This is a genomic window from Streptomyces sp. NBC_00726 (assembly GCF_045161735.1).
Taxonomy (GTDB): Bacteria; Actinomycetota; Actinomycetes; order Streptomycetales; family Streptomycetaceae; genus Streptomyces.
Map to the genome: position 1 here is coordinate 96,368 of NZ_CP108984.1, position 19,045 is coordinate 115,412.

Genomic DNA, 19,045 nt, shown 5'->3' on the forward strand with positions numbered 1-19,045 from the left:
GTCAGTCGTTCCTCTCCACGGGCTGGGCCATGAGCGCGAAGACGACGGGCTCACCGACCCCTTCCAGGGATGTCGGGAAGGTCGCGATGCGGGCCTCTCCCGAGCGCAGCACCACCCAGTGCTTCTCGGCGCCGGGTGTGCTGTCCACCGTGAGCGCGGCGACCGCACGGCCGCTCTTGCGCAGGCACTCGACCGCGCTCCACACCCGGGTGGCCGCGACCGAAGGCTCCTCCTGGTGCTCGGCCGCGATCAGCCGGGCGAGGGCGGTGCCCTCCGCTCCGAGCATCCCCTCCCACTCCTCCGGGGAGCGGTGCTCGGCCTGCTGTACGTCGCAGGCCACCGGTGCCTCGCCGGTCACCACCAGGGTCACTCCCGCGCCGTGCGAGGCGGAGATCCGCGGTCCGCCCGCGATCTCGGGCCTGCCGTCCGGGCGGTGGTCCACCGTGGTCCGGCGGCCCAGGGCCCAGCCGGCGGCCTCCGCGGTGGCCTTCCGGCGGGCGGTCAGCCCTTCTCCGGGTGCCTCGCCGTCGGGCCGGACGACACACCGTACGGCCTCGGGCAGGAGCCTTTCGGCGCGCCGCTCCAGGTAGGGGCCGAGCAGGGCGGGCTGCCAGGGACCGGTGCCGTCCTGCTTGCGGACCGCCTGGAGGACCAGCCCCTCCCAGCGTTCGACCAGGGTGCCGAGCTGGTCGCGGACGTCGAGGTTGTAGACGTACGTGTCCCCGTTGCGCGACCGCTCCCGTGCGTGCAGCGTCACCTGCTTGTCGCCGCGCGCGGCGGCGGGGTCCGCCAGGTGGAGGCGTTCCACGCTCACCGGGAGCAGCGTGGCGTCCGGTACGCAGCACTGGATGGAGTGCATCAGCGCGTCCCGTGTCCCCGGGTCGGCGAGCACGAGCTCGTCGGGCAGGTGCCGGGCGAACCAGGGGAGGGTGGCCATGTCCGCGATCTCGGCGACACACTCCTTGGCGGCCAGTTGGCGGTAGCCGGCGAGGCGCTGGAAGCGCGCCCCCTGGAAGAGGACCGGTCCGTAGAGGTCCCGTGCGGGGTCCAGCGGGATGCGCGGTGCGTCGTCGGATACGGGGACGGGCCCGGTGTCCTCCGGCTCCGGGCGGTCGTAGCGGAGCGTGGCGCGGAAGTGGTCGGCCTGGAAGCCGGTCTCGCTGCTGCGGATGACGGCCTTCACGGCTCCGGGGCTCTCGGCCAGCACCGCGACCTTGATGGTGGTCCGGCCGTCCGGAGGTACGACGATCGGGCGGAGGAACTCCATGTCCTCAAGGACGGGCGCGCCCTCGAACCCGGTGAGCGCCGCGGCCGCCTGGGCCATGGCCTCCATGCCGAGCACCGCGGGGAACAGCAGGTCGCCGTCGAGCTCGTGGTCGGACAGATAGGGGTCGTCGGAGGCGCTGAGATCGGAGTCGACGACCAGTTCGATGCCCGGGTAGTGGGCCTGCGGGCGGTCCACGAAGCGCATGAGCGGCAGGTCGGCGGTCTCCAGAGTCAGTGTGGGCAGGCCGCCGGCCCGTCCCATCACCACCAGGGCGGAAGGTGTCCGCCCCTCGGCGAGCAGCTGCTTGAGCATGGCCACGCCGTCCTCGGTGGGGATCGGCTCGATGCCCTCCCGGACCAGCGACTCCAGCACGCCGAGCCGTTCGCCCATTCCGGCCCCGGACCAGACGGACCACTCCAGCGCCACACAGCGGCAGTCGGGGTAGTCCTCCTGCACCCGCCGGGTCAGGTCCGTGAGCCAGTCGTTGGCGGTGGCGTAGTCCCCCTCGCCGCGCAGCCCGGCCCGGCCGATGATGCTGCCGAACGTCAGCAGGAGACGCAGGGCGGCCGGGTCGACGGCGGTGAGCACGTTCTCCAGTCCGGTGATCTTCGTGGCGAGCGTGCGGCGGAACGACGCCTCGTCCAGGTTGGCGAGGGCGTGCGGTTCGTTGCGGCCGGCGCCGTGCAGTACGGCGGTGACCGGCCCGAGCGCGTCGCTGATCTCGGCGACCGCCGCCTTGACCTCGTCGCCGGAGGTGACGTCGGCGCTCACGTAGCGGAAGTTGACGCCCGCCGCGGTCATCCGGCGCAGGTTGGCCCGCAGTTCCGGGTCGGTCGCCGGGTCGGACCGGCCGAGCAGGCCGACTCCGGCTCCGGTGTCGACGGCGAGGGCGAGGGCGCATTCCGCCGTGATGCCCTTCCCGCCGCCGGTCACCAGCAGGACGTCCCCGGCCCCGAGCGCCTGCCCCGCCCCGGCGTCCGCGTCACGCCCACCGGCCGGGGAGGCATGGGGCAGCGCGCGGAGGACGGGTACGGTGCGAAGGTCGTCGGGCCCGTAGTGGACTTCGCTGAATCCGCCGGTCGCCGCGACGTCGGTGACGATGCGGGCGCTCAGTTCGCGGGCGCGGTCGGCCGGCATGTCGTCGGGCAGCGGCAGGGTGACGACGGTGGTCGCGATGTCCGGCGCCTCCAGGTGCAGGGTCTTGGCCAGGCCCGCTGCGCCGCGCCGGTCCCCCACCGCCAGGAAGTGGGAGGCGCCGCGGGAGAGCGCGGCACGGACGGCGGCGATCATCAGCGGGGTGTGGTTCTCGTCGCAGTCCCGGGGCAGGCACAGCAGCACGCCGCCGCCGAGCCCCGCGGTGGACAGCGCCTCGTGGAGCGCGGGCGCGAGCGGGTGCCGTTCGGATGCGAACAGCTCCCAGTCCCCGTGCCCGGCGGACCCCCGCACGGTGGCGGGGCCCGGCTCGGTGGGCACCAGGTCGATGGCGAAGGCGCGCACCCAGGGGGCGACGCCCTGGGCGATCCGGGCTTCCTCCGCCCCGTCGTCGGCCTTGCCGGTCTCCTGCAACCCGTCCAGCAGGCCCGCGAGCTCGGCCAGCGTGGAGGTGGCGAACGCCGTGGTCACCATGGGGGCGGTGATGCCGAGTTCCTGGGCCGCGCGGTTCATGATCTGGGCCACGGTGATGGAGCTCAGATGCAGTTCGTCGAGCGGGTTGCTGTGCGGGTTGACCGCTTCCAGGGGGAGTTCGGCACGCTCCGCGGCCAGCCGCAGGACCACCGAGAGGCTGTCGCCTCCGCCGCCCGTGGCGTCTGCCGCGGTCTCGTCCGCCTGCGCGGGGGCGGGCGGCTCGTCCACGCGTACGTCGGTGAAGCGCAGGTCGACGTCGGGGGTGGACTCGGCCGGGCTGGCGAAGAAGCGGAACTCCTTGTCCAGGGGCAGCGGCCGGGTGAAGCGGCCCTGGAACAGCGCGCCGGACTCCAGGCGCGCGCCGAGGGCGTACGCGGCCGCGGCGGCGGTCAGCAGTCCGGACAGCGAGGTGCTGTCGGCGTCGAGCGAGACGACGGGCACGCCGGGCGCGATGTCCTCGGCCAGTCCTCGCAGGATCTTCCCCGGGCCCACTTCGAGCAGCAGGTCGACCTCGGCGGACAGGGCCTGGACCGCTTCGGCGAAGCGCACCGGCTGCCGCACCTGCCGGGTCAGCAGCTCCGGCACATCGGTGCCGGCCGTGACCTCGTCGGCGGTGACCGTCGAGATCATGCGGCGGGCCGGCGGGGTGAACTCCTGGGCCCGCAGGAAGGTCCCGAGGGCTTCGGCCGCGGGGGCGACGGCCTCGGAGTGGAACGCGTGCGAGACGTTGACGGCCGCGGTGCCCAGTCCCCGGGCGGAGGCGGCGGCGCAGACCCGCTGGACGGCGTCGGCGGGGCCGGAGATCACGGTCTGCCGGGGGCCGTTGTAGCCGGCGATCACGACCGGTTCGCCGGCCAGCAGCGGTTCGACGTCGTCGGCGGGGGCGGAGATGCCCGCCATGCCGCCGCCGCCCGCACTCGCCGCCGCCATGAGCCGGCCGCGCTCCGCCGCGATCCGCAGCACCGATGCCTCGTCCGTGGCCCCCGCCCAGTGCAGGGCGGTGACCTCGCCGAGGCTGTGACCGGCCGCGCCCACCGCCTCGATGCCCAGGTCGGAGAGCACCCGCAGGGCCGCGAGGGAGGAGGTGACGATGCGCGGCTGGGCCACCGCGGTGTCGGCCAGGTCGCCTTCGGCGGGCAGCGGGTGTGCGCGGTACAGCTCGTCCACGGCTGCGAAGCGGCGGCGCAGCGCACCGCCGTCCGCGCGCCGGCCGGCGCCCTGGCCGGGGAAGAGGAACCCGATGCGGGCCTGTGGCGTGGCACCGCCCAGGAACACTCCGCCGTCGATGTCGAGCGCCGACCTGGCTCCGCCGTCCAGCAGCGTGAGGAGCTTGGTGAAGCGCTGTTCCGCCTGTTCCGGGGTGGCCGCGACGACGGCGGCCCGGACCGGCCGGCCGTCGAGGTCGCTCTGAAGGGTGGCGGCGAGGTCGCCCAGTTCCGCGAAGGACAGTTTCTGGACGAAGGCGGCCAGATGGGTGACCTTCCCGCGCAGCTCGGCCGTCGTCTCGGCGTCGAGCAGCAGCAGTTCCGTGTCCTGCCGCGACCGTACGAGCTGCCGGGTGACGCGGCCGACGGCCTCCTTGCGTACTCCGTCGGCGTGTTCGACCACCACGTGGGCGTTGATCCCGCCGAACCCCATGGAGGAGACGCCGGCGCGGATGGGGGCGCCCTCGGGCCACAGCTCCGCGTCGCCGGGGACCCGCAGGGCCGGCCGGTCGCCGGTGAGTTCGGGGTGCGGGTCCACGTGGCTGGTCGCGGGCGGGATGACCTGGTGGCGTACGGCGAGGATGGCCTTGATGAGTCCGGCGACGCCTGCCGCGGCCTTGGTGTGCCCGAAGTTGCCCTTCACCGTGCTGATGGCGGCGGGTTCCGTGTCGGGGCCGGCGGCGCGGCGTGCCTCCGAGAAGGCGCGCAGTTCGGTGGCGTCGCCCACGGCCGTACCGGTGCCGTGGCCTTCGAAGTAGCCGACGGTCTCGATGCCGAACCCGGCGGCGGCGTAGGCCCGCTGGAGGGCCAGACGGTGTCCGCTGGCCTCGGGCCGGGTGATCCCGCCCCGGCCGTCGGAGGAGTAGCCCCAGCCGGCGACGTTGGCGTAGCGGAAGCGGCCCTGCGCGACGGCGTCCCGGTCGCGCATGAGGACGAGCATGCCGCAGCCCTCACCGGGCCAGAAGCCGTTGGACCCGCGGTCGTAGACGCGCATCTCGCCGGTGGCGAGGGCGCCCGTCTTGGCGAAGCCGATGACCTCGAAGGGGTCGATGCTGAGGTCCACCCCGCCGACCACGGCGACGTCGAGCCGGCCGTCGGCCAGGGCGTCGCACGCGGTGGCGACGGAGAGCAGCGACGAGGAGCAGGCCCCGTCGACGGTGAACCCGCCGCCCTTGAGGTCGAAGTGGTTGCAGATCCGTCCGGCGATGGTGTTGGCGAGGCCGCCGGCCAGGGAGTCCTCGCCGATCGGCGGGAAGGGGCTCTTGTAGCGCTCCTCCAGGTCGCCCAGGAACTTCGCCAGGGCGTCGTCGTCCCAGCCCTGCTCGCGCAGTGCGGCGCCGACGGTGCGGCGCACGTAGGGCCAGCGCAGCCGCATCAGGTTGGCCCTGCTGAATTCGCCGGTCAGGGTGTTGCCGAGGATGACCCCGGTGTTGAGGTCGCCGAGCCCTTCGCCCAGCGGGAATCCCGCGTCCTCCAGGGCCCGGGCGGCGGTGTCGAGCGCGAGCCAGTGCGTCATGTCGGTGGCGCGGAAGGTGCTGCCCGCGACGCGGTATTTGACCCGGTCGAATACGAAGCCGTCGATGACGGCGGCCTTGCTGGAGTAGAAGCGGTCCGGGGCCGCGGGGTCGGGCGAGTAGTAGTCCTCGGCGCGCATGCGCTCGTCCGGCAGTCTGCGGAAGGCCCGCCGGCCGGCCAGGACGTTCTGCCACAGCTCCTCGTGGCTGTCCGCGTCGGGGTAGCGGCAGGCGATGCCGACGACGGCGATCCCGGCGGGCTGCGTAGGGGGGGAGGGCGTCATGCGGCCACCGCCTCGATCGTGGTCTTGTCGTCGAGCGCCCGGTTCGGGCCGCCGGCCTGGCCGCCCCCGGAGATCCCGGACGCCTTGCGGCGCTGGATGAGGTGGGCGACCCACCAGCCGATGCCGCGCAGGGCGCAGACCGCGGTGGTGGCGAAGAAGAGGGTGTAGACGACGTTGAAGAGCATCATCACGCCGTAGACCATGGCGACCGACGACCCGAACATGAACTGGTTGCGCCCCTTGGCGGGGGTGGTGCCCGGGTCGCTGATCATGTAGTTGGTGAAGAGGATGAAGGCCACACCGCTCATCGGTCCGAGCGCGGAGGCCAGGGCCACGTCCCAGAACCAGTGCCGGATCAGGGCCTGGATCACGAAGGCGCCGAGCCAGCCGACGATCAGCGCGGTCCGCTTCGTGAGCGCCGTGTTGATGATGGTTCCGGCGGTGGCGATGATCAGCGGAATCGCCATCCGGAAGAATGTGTCGGCGTTCTCGGTGAACTCGTAGGGCGGTGCGATGCTCACCCATGATCCGAAACAGACGAGCGCGAGAGTGATGCCGAAGTTGGACGGATTCATGAAGTGCCGCATACGGCCCGCGACGGGTGCCTGGAGAGCGTGCTTGCCCGCGACACCCACGAACACACCGAAGAGAATCGGCAGAATCTGATTGTTCGCGTACAGCAGCATGTTCACGGCCAGCGCGGTGATATGCGAGGGCAGCAGGAACTCGTAGAGTCCGCGGAATCCCTTGCCCTGGTAGCGCGGCGAGCGGCGCTGTGCCCAGGAACTCAGCAATTCCAGAAGGATCTCGGTCACATAACCGGCGACGACCGCGATGATGGGCCACAGCCACGGCTGCTCGAAACCGAGCACGGTGTAGCCGAGGATGTTGAACACGGTCATCGAGATGGCGAAGTTGCGCAGCGCGAGGTAGCGCGGGTCGCGCTTGGCCGCCGGCGGGGAACCGGCTGGGGGAGAGGCGACGTCGGTCATCGGTTGGCAACCTCCTGCGCGGTGTCGGTCAGCATGAACGTGTGGGTGCCGGGGGTGAGCTTCTGGGTCGTGCGGTGCCTGCCGCCGTCCGCGTCGCGCCAGGAGAGCTCCACGGTCGCCGGACCGGTGTGCGTGCCGAGCCCGAAGTGCACGTCGAAGCTGCGGAATCCGCTGTGCCCGCCGCCGCCGTCGAGGTGGGAGATCTGGGTGCCGTCGGACGTGGTGACCTTGACGGTGGCGCCGTAGGCCGGCGCGCCGATGTTCGCGATGCCCTTACCGGCGTCCTTGTCCGAGCCGGTGGCGGGCCGGTACAGCCGCAGGCCGAGGTACTGGCCCTTCGCGGGCGCCTCGTTGGCGTAGAAGGCCGGCGGGCCCCACTGCCGCGCGACGGCGAAGTCGAGCGTTCCGGTCCCGGTGGTGTCGCCGGTGGCGAGTGCCCTGGTCGGGATCTCGACGTCCAGGCCGAGCTGCTTGGAGACGTTGGCGTACTTTCCGCTCTCGGTCTTCGCGTAGAAGCCGAGTATGTCGTCGCCGGCGATGTCGTCACCGGGCTGGACGTTCGGCCACATCCTCGGGTTGGACAGCAGGTTGTCGTTGGCCATGGCCATCTCCTGGAGCCAGGGCCAGCGGTCGATCTTGCCCTTCACGAAGCCGGTGGCCTGGAGGATCGACAGATCACCGTTGTTCAGGAAGTCGGCCATCTTGGTGTCCCAGCCCCAGCCGGTCCACGCGACGCCGTGCTCCTGCGCCTCCTGCTTGAACGGTGCCTCGCCGTCGGCCAGCTTGCGGGCCATCTCGGCCTCGTCGCGGGCGTTGTTCTTCCAGAGGAAGTTGCTCTCCTCCAGGCCCCACGCGACGGTGATGTTGCTGACCATCATGTCGAAGCTGCCGTTGTGGTCGACGTCGGCGAAGTCGACGCCCATGCCCTTGAACGAGCCCTTGCCGAGCACGAAGGACTTGGGTGTGGTCGGCGTGCGCTTGCCGGTGGCCTCGGTGAACTTGATGTGCCCGGGGGTCGACCGGTTGTAGAGCAGGTGGTCGTGGCCGAAGTCGTCGGCGATGTACAGCTCGGGCAGGTCGTCGCCGGTCAGGTCGGCCCCGGCGACCGCGAGGGTCCAGCCGGTGGACGCCTTGTAGGGGATGGCCCCCTTCTCCTCCACGAAGGAGACACCGGGTTCGTCACCGGTGGTCGCGTCCGTCCAGCGCATGACGTGGTCGCCACCCGCGTTCTTCGAGTTGGACAGCGAGTCGTTCATGCCCACGTTGTCGAGACCGTTCGGGTCGAGCACGTCCGAGTCCCGGAAGTAGTTCCCCACCACGACGGACGGGTGTCCGCTGCCGTCCATGTCACCGACGTACAGGGCGTCGGTGTTCCAGCGGGGGCCATGGTAGGCGCCGTCGGCGCTCTTCGACGGCACCACCTCGCGGGCCACGTACGCGTCGGGCGACAGCGTGGTCGCACTCTCCTTGGCCATGAAGGCGATCGGAGTACGGCCCCAGTAGGAGACCATCAGGTCCATCCTGCCGTCGCCGTTGAAGTCGCCGGGCGCGCAGCCGGTGGGCGCCATGGCGTCATCCATCGGAAGCGGGGACCCGTCGAGGACGAACGGGGTGAACCGGTCCTCCTTGACGGCGTTCGGCGTGTACGTCACGACGACCTGGTCCGTACGGGTGTCGACGATGCACATGCCGTCGGCCTTGCCGTTGCCGACCAGGTCGTTGATCGCGATACCGGCGCCCACGGATGAGATCCAGGACCGGATTTTCTCGTACGCCGGATTCACCTTGCGGACCGTATTCATCGGTTGCGAGTTGTAACCGGGCGGCAGCGCGATGGGCATTTCCTGGAACTTGTACTTTGCGGCGGCCTCGTCACCGCCCGCCACTGCGACGGAACTCCGGACCGCAAAGAACAGGGACGCGGCCACCAGCACGGTCACTACACCTGGCGTTATTCTGCGAAAGCGCTCGCGTTGATTCATCGCACTCCCCCTCACTTACCACAAAGAGCTGGACGGCTTGTCCTGCACGGGTTCGCGTTCCGAGAATGAGCGACGGCAGCGCGCACTGCCTCTCCGACATTGCTTGAAGCGGGTCCGGCCTCGGCGGACTACTCGATGTCGGCGTAAGAGAGCATTCTCGAAGGAGGTTCATCGCGGGAGAAGCCGTGACGCCGGGTCACGGATTTACGCGAACGTGCTGTCCCCGAGGTCGTACGGTCCCGAGGTCGTACTAGGGCGTGTCCGTGCCGTCGCAGCTCTGCCGCAGCGCGGCGGCCACCGCGTCCCGGTCCGCGCCGACGCTCACGAGGAGGCCGGTGAGCTGGGCCTCGAAGCAGACGTCCGCGTCGTACGGCTCGACCAGGTAGTCGCCGAGTTCGAGCGTCACGAGACCGTGCAGCGCGACCCACAGCTGATGGGCCACCAGATACGCGTCCCCCGGGTGCAGCCGGCCCGTCTCCATGCCGCGTTCCACCGCCCGCACCAGGACGTTGAGGGTGTAGCGGCCGTGCTGGCGGTCCTCCGTGGTCAGCGAGAAGCCGCCCAGGACGGCGCCCCCGAACATCACCCCGTAGAGGTGGCGGTGCTCCAGCGCGTTGCACCGGTAGGCCACCCCGAGGGAGCAGATGTCGGTGACCGGGTCCGACGACTCCGGCACTTCCCGCAGCCGCCGGTCGAGCAGCCGGAAGCCCTCCTTGACCATGGCTCTGACCAGGTCGCTCTTTCCGCCGAAGTGCGTGTACACCGCCGTCGTGGAGGCACCCACCGCCGCGGCGAGACGACGGGTCGACAACGCGGCGGGACCCTCCTCGGCGAGGAGCTGTGCCGCGGCTTCGAGGAGTTGTACGCCAAGAGCGGGATTCGCTGTCCGTGGGCTCACGGTTGACATCCTGTCATGCCGGTGCAACGCTGCCATAACGATGTTACGTAACAGCGATTCGTGAGGATGGACAGCAATGCCCACTCATCACCGGCACAGCACGTCACATCTGCTGAGCAGCGGCTACCGGCCGGTTCGCGAAGAGGTGACCCTGCCCTTCCCGGCGGTGAGCGGACAGCTGCCCGCCGAGCTCGACGGCACCTTCCTGCGGATCGGCCCCAACGCGCTGGACGGCCACGACCCGGCCGTCGACCACTCCTTCGCCGGCGACGCGATGGTGCACGGCCTGCGGCTGCGCGGCGGCCGCGCCGAGTGGTACCGCAACCGCTGGGTGCGCACGGACCGGGTGGCACGCGCCCTCGGCGAACTCCCCGCGCCCGGGCCGCGGCACGGCCTGTCGGACAACACCAACTGCGCGCTCGTCCGGCACGCCGGGCACACCCTCGCGCTCGCCGACGGCGGCGCGCTGCCGACCCGGCTCGGCGACCGGCTGGAAACGCTCGACCGGGTCGACTTCGACGGCACCCTGCCCGGCGGCTTCAGCGCCCACCCCGTCGTCGATCCGCTCACCCAGGAGATGCACGCGGTGGCGTACGAGCCGGGCCGCCCCGGGGTCGACCACCTGACGCTGGACGCGTCGGGGCGGGTGCGCCGACGCGAGAACATCACGGTGAAGGACACCCCGATGATGCACGCCTTCTCGCTGACGGACCGCGAGGCGATCATCTACGACCTGCCGGTCACCTACGACGCCCGGGCGGCGGCCGCCGGCTCACGCGTCCCGTACACCTGGAACGACAGCCATGAGGCCCGCCTCGGCATACTCCCCCGGGAGGGCACGGACGCCGACGTGCGATGGATGAGCATCGCCCCGTGCTTCGTCTTCCATCCCGTCAACGCGTACAGCCGTGGCCGCCACATCGTCATCGACGTCATCCGCCACGAGCGCGCCTTCGACCGCGACCCCCTGCACCCCAGCGAGTCGGCGCCCACCCTGTGGCGCTGGACCGTGGACCGGGCCGGCGGCCTCGTGACCGAGGACCGGCTCTCCGGCGAGATCCAGGAGTTCCCCCGCATCGACGACCGGTACGCGGGCTCCCCGTACCGCTACGCCTTCACGGTGGAGCTGCACCCGGACCGGGCCGCCGCGCTCGCCGGGCCCGCGCTGCTGCGCCACGACCTCGTGACGGGCCGCGTCGACCGGCACCGCTTCGGGCCGGGACGCGAGGGCGGCGAAGCGGTCTTCGTACCCCGCTCCGCCCATGCCCCGGAGGGAGACGGCTATCTGCTCAGCGCCGTCTACGACACCGCCTCCGGCACCAGCGACCTCGTCGTCATCGACACGGCGGACTTCACCGGGCGGCCGGTCGCCGTCGTGAAGCTTCCGGTACGCATCCCGCACGGCTTCCACGCGCAGTGGGCGCAGTGAACTCAAAGCACCTCTGCGAGCCCGGTGAGGACGAGCAGAAGCCGCAACCGCTCCCCCACGCCATGGAGGACGAAGTCCCGGCCGCCGCGCCGGGCGGTCGGTGAGCAACGCGGCCGGCTGTCCGAACTCATCGGCGCGGCGCCCCTCCGCCCTCCCCCGCTCCGGGGCGCGGTCAGCGGACTCCGGCCACGAGCGCCAGGTCGCGGCAGTCGAACTCCGGCAGCGCGAACAGCACCGGCAGGTCGTAGATGCTGCTGTGGCGCAGGGTGACGTCGAGTTCGACCACCCTCCCCGACCGGACGGTGATCGAAGGGCAGGTTCCGATGAGCATGCGGCGCTCCGCACCGTAATCCGGGACCGAGCCGTCCAGACCGGCCACCCTGATGTACCAGGTCCCCTCGGGAAGGCCGTGCAGCCGGAACCTCGGCCGGCCGGGCCCCAGCACGTCCCAGGAGACCGGCCTCCCCTCCGCGATGGGGCTGCCGAAGGCACCGACGTACACATTGCGCAGCGGGACCACTCCGGACCTGTGCACGGTCCCGACGACGGTGCCGCAGCGCGGATCGGGCGTCGGCGCCTCCGGTAACGGCCCGGATTCGAGCAGCCGCGCGCGGGCGCGGTAGCGCGTCGGGGCCAGTCCGACGCTGCGGGTGAACCGCGAGGTGAAGCTGCCCGGGCTGTTGTAGCCCACCCGGTACGAGATGTCCGTGACGCCCAGTTCGCTGTCCCGCAGCATCTCCTTGGCCTGGTGCAGCCGGATCGCGGAGAGGAAGCGCCCCGGGGAGGTACCGGTCACCTCCCGGAACACACGGGAGAAGTAGAACCTGCTCAGGATCGCCGCGTCGGCCAGGTCCGACAGCGACACCGGCTCGGTGTAATGGCTCCAGATCGTCTCGATCGCACGGTGCACGGCGTCTTGCACAGGGCCTCCAGTGGGGGGTGAACCTTAGGCAAGGGCAGAATGCTGACGTACTACGGCAAGACGCCCAATCACATGCCAAGGGCATATGGCGGACAATAAAATGCGGACCGGACGCCGTCGCGGGGCGACGCGGTCACAGGCCGGCCGCCGATGCGTGGCGCCGGCGCACCGCGACGGACAGCGGCTCCGCCCTGCTCCCGGGTACGGCGATCAGCACCGGCGGGTCCAGCGGGCTCACCGGGCGCAGCACGACGTCGGCGGGCATCAGCAGGACCCCGGGCCGGACCACCAGGGGTCCGTACCGTCCGACGGACAGGTTCTCCGGGCCGCCCCGTCCACGCCCGGCCAGGACCGACGGGCTTCCGTACGGGACGGAGGCCGCCATCAGGTACCAGGTCCCCGGCCCGACGTCGCGCAGTTCGAACGGTCCGGGCCCGTCCATGATGGTGCACTGCACGGGGCTGCCCTGGGGAATGGGGCTCGGGAAGAGCCCGATGAACACCTGCCCCAGGGGCCGGTCCCCGGGCAGCACGATGCGGCCGTGCACGGAGAAGGACTGAGCCGTACCGGAAGCGCCCGTCCGTGACAACTGCACGCTCAGGCCGCTGAAGTCCCCGTCCAGTTCCCGGAATCTGCTCGGCGACAGACCGACACACTCTTTGAATCGTGAACTGAATGTACCCACGCTGCTGTACCCGACCTGGGCGCTGATATCCGCCACGCTGCGGCCGGTGCCGACCAGAAGGCGCTTCGCCTCCTGGATACGAAGCGCGGAAAGAAAGCGCCCCGGGGAAACACCCGTCACCTCCCGGAACATCCGGGAGAAATGAAACTTGCTGAACCTTGCCGTCCTCGCCAGATCATCGGTGGTCAGATCCTGGTCAAGGCGTTCATGCATGTAGTCGATGACCTGGAGGATTGCCATCTCCATGGAAGCAGTGGTCATAGGGCACCCCTTCGAAGGAATCAAGCACGGGAACGGCCTGCGGGAACGGACTGAATCCTTGCCCTGTCCGAGAGTTCGTCAGCGAAGCGCCGCCAGGCGTCCGCGCACTTCAGCGCGATTTCCGCAACGGTCTCGGTGCAGTGGGGCGGAATGGAGTCGGCGAGTTCTTTCCATGCCTCATCGGTGATGAAATGACCGTGCATCCAGCGGAGGAAATCCCGCCCGGACTGCGAGTTCCTGAGGGACGGGTTGTTGCTCAGGATCCGCAGCCGGTCCCGGGCCGTGCGCGGCATCACGGGCCGGCCCCCGCACGCCTGGGTGCCCCGGGCCGTGGGCATCCGCGGCGGGACCGTGCGCGGCGGCTGGGCACGGGGCGCCTGCTCCTCCTCGTCCCCGAGCGGGCACTCCCCCGCGCTCCGGGCGGCGTCCGGTGACAGCTCGGCCGCCGCCCGTACACCGGGATTCAGCGGTCCCCCGGAAGTGCGGGACACAAGCTCGGTGGCCTGGCCGCACACGGCGGCGTCCGCTGCGGCCGGCCTGTCCCCGGTGCCGGAGTGGCCCAGCTCCGACGAGCGGGCGGCGGCCCGCCGGCGTACCTCGGACACGGTGCCGGTGTCGAGACCGGTGTAGACGGCGATGCTCGGGTCGGACATGGCGGGGAAACCGGTGAGGATGCGGCGCACGGCTGCGCTGCGGTCGGCCGGCGACAGCAGCAGACCGTCGGCGATATTTCGGGCGACCGACTGAATGAACGCCTCGTCATCGGACCCGTCGAAGAACTGGGCGTCGATCGTTTCCAGTCCGAGGATTACCGCAGCCCTGACCCGGTGCATTCCGTCGATCACCCTCATGGAAGGGGTGTGCACCAGAATCGGCGGCAACGAGTGATACACATCGGCCAGACGTCGCGCATGAGCTTCGTCGACCCCATTGAGTCGCGGAGAATCCGAGACCACGAGATCTTTCACGTATACGGACTGGGTGAAGTAAGGCGGTTGGTCCCTCATTCGTGCAGCGATTCCCTTCACGGATTCCTCCAGTTTCCGAGCGAATCGATCTGCCAGACGCCCCCGTCGACCTCTGCATACGGGTGGCTGACACCAGTCGGTCGGTCCGGCGGTCCAAAGCGGGCGCGTCGACCGCCATCCACCGCATGGAGTGCATGACGATCTCTCTCCTCGCGACTCCGGTCTCCACACCACCGTTCCGACCGGGCGAAGCTAGAAGAACCGGATCACCTCTGGCAACGAATCGCGCTACTTCGGCTAGTTGCCGTTGTGGCGGTGTCCTTTGGTAGGGCACGCCGCGAGATGCGCACCCCTTGCCGCGGACGCAGCCTTGCCCAAAGCTGTGTCCGTATCGAGCCGCCGTGCGGAAGGGGAACCATGTCTGGCCGGACGACCGGGGCCCGCGTCCGCGCCGGCGGACCCTGCTCGGAAACGGCGGAGCGGCGGGCGCGGTCGGACCGCGCCCGCCGCTCCTGCGACCGGGAACATCTCAGACGGGCCCGGCGGTCACCCCGGTCCGGGCCCGCCGTCCGCCGGCGCCCAGCCGCCGATCCGGAGCGCCGCCGAGAGCGCCGCCCAGGAGGCCAGCACCACCAGATCGGCGTCGTCCGGCCGGTCCTTCCGGTACTCCTCGATGACGGTGGCGTCGATCTGGTACGAGGCGAAGGCGACGAGCAGCGCGAGCCGGCCCGCCGGGCGGTCGGCCGGCGGCAGCGCGGCGAGCGGGGCGTCCACCCAGCCCCGGCCGAGTCCGCGCGGCGCACCGTCCCAGTCCTTGAGCTCCCGGTCGAGCAGGTCCCTGACGCCCGGGGCCACCACCTGCCGCGCCGCCCGGTCCACCGCGCCGGCGGCCCGGGCGAACGCCTGCGCGATGTGGGGGTTCGCCCCGGCCCAGCGGAGCCCGTCCGGCTCCGGCTCCGGCGGCAGCAGCCCGAGTGAGGCTCCGGCCTCGCCGGTCCGCCGGCTCGCCCCGCGGATCACATGGCTGAGCACACGCTGCACCATGCCGAGCCCGGCCCGCGGCGCGCTCGCCGGCATCGGCGCGTCCTCAAGGAAGGTGTTCACCATCCGGTTGAGGTAGTGGAAGACCACCGCCACCCCGACGTACTCGGGCGCTTCCGCCGCGCTGAACGGCACGTACGGGGCGTCGCCCGGCCGGGGACGCAGAGCGGCCGCCGTGGCCCAGTGCGCGGCCTCGCGCAGCCGTGTCTCGGCCACCTCGGCGATCCGGCCGGCGGCGATGGTCCGGGCGGCCTGTTCACCGGCCAGGCCGCGCAGCGTGGCGCCGTGCACGGACACGCAGTACGGGCAGGTGTTCACCGCCGAGACGGCCGCGGCCACCGCCTCCCGCACCGCGCGGTCGACCTTGCCCGGGGCGATCAGGGTCTCCCGGAGCATCAGCCAGGCGGCGGTCATCACCTCGGGGGCGGGCGAGTGCAGCGCCACCGGCGGGGCCAGCACGCCGAACTCCCGCTCCATCTGCCCGTACACCCGGGCGGTGGGCCCGTCCGCCGCACCGGGCCGGACCGGGGTGACGAAGCGGATCTGGGCGAGCGCGAGTCCGCGCATGGCGCGCGCGGTGACCGGGGCCATGCCGGTCATCCCAGGACCGTGCGTACGGCGGCCGCGGTGCCGCGCCGGGCCGCGCCGCCGCCGTCCGGCGCGGGCGCCCCGTAACGCACCTCGACGCCGCGTTCGCGCAGCGCGTGCATGATGCCGGGCACCGCCCGTTCGGCGAGTGCCGCGATGGTGAAGGCCGGGTTCACCGTGAGGGCCCCCGGTACGGCCGATCCGTCCGTGACGAAGATGCCCGGGTGCCCGCGCAGCTCGTGCCGGTCGTCGAGCGCGGAGGTCTCCGGGTCGTCGCCGATGCGGCACGAGGCGAGCGGGTGCACCGTGTACGCCCCGATCACGTCGTTGGTCCACGGCATCACCCGGGCCAGCCCGTTGTGTTCGAGGATGTCCCGGACCGCCGCGTCCGAGATCTCCCAGCCGCGCAGCGTGTTCTCGGTGGGCCGGTAGCGCAGGCTGCCGAAGCCGAGCAGCTGCTGAGAGAGCCGTTCCGAGTTGCCGGTGGGCGGCGGCGGGCCGAACACGCCCTCGTTGTCGTCCTCCGACATGGTGAAGACCGTAAGCCAGGAGCGCCACTTGCGCAGCATCTCCTTCTTCTCCGGCCCGTACCAGCTGGGGCCCTTCGCATCCGGCACCTGGGCCAGGATGGTGCCGAAGCCCGGGGGGAAGTACAGCTGCTCCAGCGAGAACCGCTCGTACTCCGGCAGATCCCCGTCGAGTCGGTCCCAGGACGCCACGACGGGTCCGCGGCCGATCTGGTAGGCGCCGTACGCGTTCGCCTCGTCTCGGGAGAGCCCGAGCAGTTCCCTGACCTTGTCGTCTTCGAGGACCGCGGTGTTGAGCCGTTCGCCGTTGCCGGAGAAGTAACGGCCGACCGCGTGCGGCATGCGGCCGAGCTCGGGCTCCGAACGTTGCAGGATGACCGGGGTGGCCGCGGTGCCGGCGGCGAGGATCACGATCTTGGCGTCGATGGTGCCGGAGCCGGTCTGCTGCCGGTAGTCCACCTCGTCGATCGTGTTGTAGTGCACCCGGTAGTCGCCGGTGTCCAGCTTGGTGATCTTCTGCACCTCGTGCAGCGGCCTGATCTCGGCGCCGTGCGAGAGGGCGGCGGGCAGGTAGTTGAGGAGCAGGGACCGCTTGGCGTCGAACCGGCAGCCGGACATCATCCAGTTGCAGTTGGTGCACAGGCTGGTGTCCACGGCGGACGGCGACGGATTCGCGGTGTGCCCGGCGGCCTTGCACGCGGCGGCGAACACCCCGCCGATGTAGGGGACCTCGTCCCATGAGGTGGGGGTGACCGGCAGGGCCTCGGCCACCCGGTCGTACCAGGGTTCGAGCGCGTCGCGGTCGATCGCGGCCGGCCACATCCTGCGGCCGATGGACCCGTGGCGCTCGAAGACGAAGCGCGGCGCACGCGGCATGGTGGCGAAGTAGACGACGCTGCCGCCGCCCACGCAGTTGCCGCCGAGCACGCTCATCCCGTCGCCGACCACGAAGTCGAACACGCGGGTGGCCGAGGAGCCGAACTTGAAGTCGTGGTCGAATTCCTCGGAGTTCAGCCAGGGCCCGCGCTCCAGTACCGTCACCTTCGCCCCGCCGGCGGCGAGGTGGTAGGCGGTGATCGAGCCGCCGAAGCCGCTGCCGACGATCAGGACGTCCGTGGTTTCGGTGGCGTTCACACGGGGCTCCCAGTGGGGTCGGTGTCGGGGTGTACGTCTGCGAGTGGGCGGCCGTAGGAGTAGGCGGGGAACCGCCACAGCCCGTCCTCGCCGGGCGGCGTGAAGCCGAGGGTGGCGAGACCCGGGTGCCCGGCCGCGATGGCGTCCGCGGTGTGCATGTGGGCCCCCGTGTCGAAGGCCATGAAGCTGAACATCGCCAGGCCGGCCCACATGGCGTGCTCGGGGTGGTCGGGCGCGAGCAGTTCGCCCACCAGCGCCAGCCGGTCGTCGTAGCCGAGGCCGACGAACGGCTCATGGTCGTCGGGGGGCAGTCCGCGCCCGGTGCGGTAGCGGACGGCGTGTTCGTCGAGCATGCGGGCCAGGTCGTCGAGGGCCGGGGCCATCCCGCCCTCGGGCGTTTCGAGGACATCGATCGCGCCCGACGCCACCGCCCCGCCGCCCTGGCTCACCCCGGCCACCGCCCGGTCGTCCGGATGGCGTTTCTCACCGGGGATGATCGTGTCGGCGTAAGCCTCAAGAACGGTGTTTCTCGACTGCGGGCGTTCCGGGTCTGGCATGGCGGATCCCCTCGGACGCGGCGAATGCCGTCTGGCGGTCTGTGTCCGTGCGCTTGGACTCGTGCGGCGTGGTCGATTTTTGGGCGGGTACGGCAGGGCGCGCATCTTCGTGACTGCCGGTCGCCCCGCACCGACGTGCGGGGGTCCCCACCGGGCAACGGACGAGAAGACGGATCGCCGGATCCGGCCACAGACTCGTTTCGCCGCGTTGACCGACGTACGCGGGAAACGCCTTCCCGGAAGGACCGCATATGACGAAATCACTCGACGTGTATTCGGATCTGGTGGCCGAGGGCGAGGAGATCGACGCGCTCCTCGACCATCTCAGCGAAGAGCAGTGGCAGTTGCCCACGCCCGCGCCGGGCTGGACCGTGGCCCACCAGGTCGCGCACCTTGCTTTCGTCTGCCATCTCGCCGCGACTTCCGCGCGCGACCCGCAGCGCTTCGCGGAGTACGCGACGCAGGCCAAGAACGGTTTTCAGGCGGCGGTGGACGCGGCGCTCGCGCAGTTCCTCGCGGCGGGCCCACAGGCGGCGCGGGCGCGCTGGCGTGAGGAGCTGGCCGCCTCCGTGACCGGGCTCTCCGAGGCCGACCAGAAGGACACCGTGCCGTGGCTGGTCAACCCCCTGCCGCCGACCGTGCTCGCCGCGGCCGGACTGATGGAGGTCTTCGCACACGGCCAGGACATCGCCGACGCGCTCGGTGTACGCCGGGAGTACACGGACCGGGTGGGACACCTGGCCTGGTTCGGCGTGCACACAAGGGACTTCGGATACCAGGCGCACGGCATGGAGCCGCCGCGCGAGGAGTTCCGCTTCGAGTTGACGGCGCCGTCCGGCGGCACCACATGGACCTTCGGACCGGAGGACGCCGAAAACCGGGTCACCGGCCCGGCCGCCGACTTCGCGCTGCTGGTCTCCCGTCGCCGCCACCACGCCGACCTCGCGATACGGACCGAGGGGGCCAGGGCCGAGGAGTGGCTGGGCATCGCCCAGGCATACCGGGGCCCGGGCGGCGAGGGGCGGAAGCCGGGGCAGTTCGCGTCGTAGGGCCGCCCCTGTTTATCGCATCCACGGAGCGGCGCCGTGGCACCATGCGGCCACATGCCCGGCCGCGCAGGTTGGCTCCTGACGAAGAAACGGAAAGACCTTCCCCGTTTCCCTGC

At 71.2% G+C, this 19,045-nt stretch carries 12 protein-coding genes; 2 read left to right on the top strand and 10 right to left on the bottom strand.

What is annotated here, in order from left to right; genetic code table 11:
* Position 1 precedes the first annotated feature (1 nt).
* The 4 genes from OG338_RS29950 to OG338_RS29965 all read right to left on the bottom strand — a co-directional run bounded on the left by OG338_RS29950 (position 2) and on the right by OG338_RS29965 (position 9,768).
* Positions 2-5,896 (bottom strand): type I polyketide synthase, encoded by a 5,895-nt coding sequence (locus tag OG338_RS29950; RefSeq protein WP_331741699.1) that lies wholly within the window; start codon positions 5,894-5,896, stop codon positions 2-4.
* A complete protein-coding gene (locus OG338_RS29955) occupies positions 5,893-6,888 on the bottom strand; it encodes an enediyne biosynthesis protein (protein ID WP_331741702.1) in 996 nt (331 codons plus the stop codon). Before OG338_RS29955 ends, OG338_RS29950 begins: the two co-directional genes overlap by 4 nt.
* Positions 6,885-8,870 (bottom strand): ASPIC/UnbV domain-containing protein, encoded by a 1,986-nt coding sequence (locus tag OG338_RS29960; protein WP_331741705.1) that lies wholly within the window; start codon positions 8,868-8,870, stop codon positions 6,885-6,887. Before OG338_RS29960 ends, OG338_RS29955 begins: the two co-directional genes overlap by 4 nt.
* A 250-nt stretch (positions 8,871-9,120) precedes the next feature.
* A complete protein-coding gene (locus OG338_RS29965) occupies positions 9,121-9,768 on the bottom strand; it encodes a TetR/AcrR family transcriptional regulator (protein ID WP_331741708.1) in 648 nt (215 codons plus the stop codon).
* A 76-nt stretch (positions 9,769-9,844) separates the two neighbouring features.
* Here OG338_RS29965 and OG338_RS29970 point away from each other — a divergent pair, with 76 nt between their 5' ends.
* Positions 9,845-11,197 carry a carotenoid oxygenase family protein gene (locus tag OG338_RS29970; protein ID WP_331741710.1) on the top strand — a complete coding sequence of 451 codons (1,353 nt, stop codon included), beginning with the start codon at positions 9,845-9,847 and terminating at the stop codon, positions 11,195-11,197.
* A gap of 172 nt (positions 11,198-11,369) precedes the next feature.
* Here the strand turns inward: OG338_RS29970 and OG338_RS29975 are convergent, their stop codons facing one another.
* The 6 genes from OG338_RS29975 to OG338_RS30000 form a co-directional block, all read right to left on the bottom strand.
* Positions 11,370-12,119, bottom strand: coding sequence for an AraC family transcriptional regulator (locus OG338_RS29975; RefSeq protein WP_331741713.1), 750 nt, complete (start codon positions 12,117-12,119; stop codon positions 11,370-11,372).
* Between the two features lie 133 nt (positions 12,120-12,252).
* Entirely contained in the window at positions 12,253-13,065 is an 813-nt protein-coding gene (locus tag OG338_RS29980; protein ID WP_331741716.1) for an AraC family transcriptional regulator, read from the bottom strand.
* Positions 13,066-13,085: 20 nt separating this feature from the next.
* Positions 13,086-14,033, bottom strand: a complete 948-nt coding sequence (locus tag OG338_RS29985; RefSeq protein WP_405940573.1) for a ParB/RepB/Spo0J family partition protein — start codon at positions 14,031-14,033, stop codon at positions 13,086-13,088.
* A gap of 546 nt (positions 14,034-14,579) precedes the next feature.
* Positions 14,580-15,674 (bottom strand): carboxymuconolactone decarboxylase family protein, encoded by a 1,095-nt coding sequence (locus OG338_RS29990; protein WP_331741723.1) that lies wholly within the window; start codon positions 15,672-15,674, stop codon positions 14,580-14,582.
* Positions 15,671-17,323 (bottom strand): GMC family oxidoreductase, encoded by a 1,653-nt coding sequence (locus OG338_RS29995; protein WP_331741727.1) that lies wholly within the window; start codon positions 17,321-17,323, stop codon positions 15,671-15,673. Before OG338_RS29995 ends, OG338_RS29990 begins: the two co-directional genes overlap by 4 nt.
* Complete coding sequence (locus OG338_RS30000; RefSeq protein ID WP_331741730.1) at positions 17,320-17,880, bottom strand: DUF5987 family protein; 561 nt, start codon at positions 17,878-17,880, stop codon at positions 17,320-17,322. The genes OG338_RS29995 and OG338_RS30000 overlap by 4 nt, the downstream gene beginning before the upstream one ends.
* A 251-nt stretch (positions 17,881-18,131) precedes the next feature.
* On the opposite strand from OG338_RS30000, the gene OG338_RS30005 reads away from it, so the two are divergent.
* Complete coding sequence (locus OG338_RS30005) at positions 18,132-18,929, top strand: TIGR03084 family metal-binding protein (RefSeq protein WP_331741733.1); 798 nt, start codon at positions 18,132-18,134, stop codon at positions 18,927-18,929.
* Positions 18,930-19,045: the final 116 nt, after the last annotated feature.